Annotated in this window: 1 rRNA gene; it reads right to left on the bottom strand. The window is 57.2% G+C overall.

Features of this window, described 5'->3' with window-relative positions:
- Nucleotides 1–176 precede the first annotated feature (176 nt).
- Nucleotides 177–1,490 (bottom strand): 16S ribosomal RNA (locus tag EYS21_RS23215); the annotation flags it as partial.

Below are 1,490 nucleotides of genomic sequence, written 5' to 3' on the forward strand. Positions count from 1 at the left end.
TCCGAAGAAGAAGCAGACATCCGTACTAGAGGAGGCCAAGACCAGGCGGCCGCTATTTGTTGATATTCCACCCTTGAGCACCCGCCGCAGAACATGTGTCTGCGCAACGGGCATATACTCCTGACAAACTTTCCCTCCCGCATACACGGGCGGATCAGTTTGTAGGTGCTCCTTAGAAAGGAGGTGATCCAGCCGCACCTTCCGGTACGGCTACCTTGTTACGACTTAGTCCCAATCGCCAGTCCCACCTTCGACAGCTCCCTCCCACAAGGGGTTAGGCCACCGGCTTCGGGTGTTACCAACTTTCGTGACTTGACGGGCGGTGTGTACAAGGCCCGGGAACGTATTCACCGCAGCGTTGCTGATCTGCGATTACTAGCGACTCCGACTTCATGGGGTCGAGTTGCAGACCCCAATCCGAACTGAGACCGGCTTTTTGGGATTAGCTCCACCTCACAGTATCGCAACCCTTTGTACCGGCCATTGTAGCATGCGTGAAGCCCAAGACATAAGGGGCATGATGATTTGACGTCGTCCCCACCTTCCTCCGAGTTGACCCCGGCAGTCTCCTATGAGTCCCCGCCATCACGCGCTGGCAACATAGAACGAGGGTTGCGCTCGTTGCGGGACTTAACCCAACATCTCACGACACGAGCTGACGACAACCATGCACCACCTGTGAACCGGCCCCAAAGGGGAAACCACATTTCTGCGGCGATCCGGCCCATGTCAAGCCTTGGTAAGGTTCTTCGCGTTGCATCGAATTAATCCGCATGCTCCGCCGCTTGTGCGGGCCCCCGTCAATTCCTTTGAGTTTTAGCCTTGCGGCCGTACTCCCCAGGCGGGGCACTTAATGCGTTAGCTACGGCGCGGAAAACGTGGAATGTCCCCCACACCTAGTGCCCAACGTTTACGGCATGGACTACCAGGGTATCTAATCCTGTTCGCTCCCCATGCTTTCGCTCCTCAGCGTCAGTTAATGCCCAGAGACCTGCCTTCGCCATCGGTGTTCCTCCTGATATCTGCGCATTTCACCGCTACACCAGGAATTCCAGTCTCCCCTACATCACTCTAGTCTGCCCGTACCCACCGCAGATCCGGAGTTGAGCCCCGGACTTTCACGGCAGACGCGACAAACCGCCTACGAGCTCTTTACGCCCAATAATTCCGGATAACGCTTGCGCCCTACGTATTACCGCGGCTGCTGGCACGTAGTTAGCCGGCGCTTCTTCTGCAGGTACCGTCACTTTCGCTTCTTCCCTACTGAAAGAGGTTTACAACCCGAAGGCCGTCATCCCTCACGCGGCGTCGCTGCATCAGGCTTGCGCCCATTGTGCAATATTCCCCACTGCTGCCTCCCGTAGGAGTCTGGGCCGTGTCTCAGTCCCAGTGTGGCCGGTCACCCTCTCAGGCCGGCTACCCGTCGTCGCCTTGGTGAGCCATTACCTCACCAACAAGCTGATAGGCCGCGAGTCCATCCAAAACCACAA

This window comes from Arthrobacter sp. S39, assembly GCF_004320525.1.
Classification (GTDB): domain Bacteria; phylum Actinomycetota; class Actinomycetes; order Actinomycetales; family Micrococcaceae; genus Arthrobacter.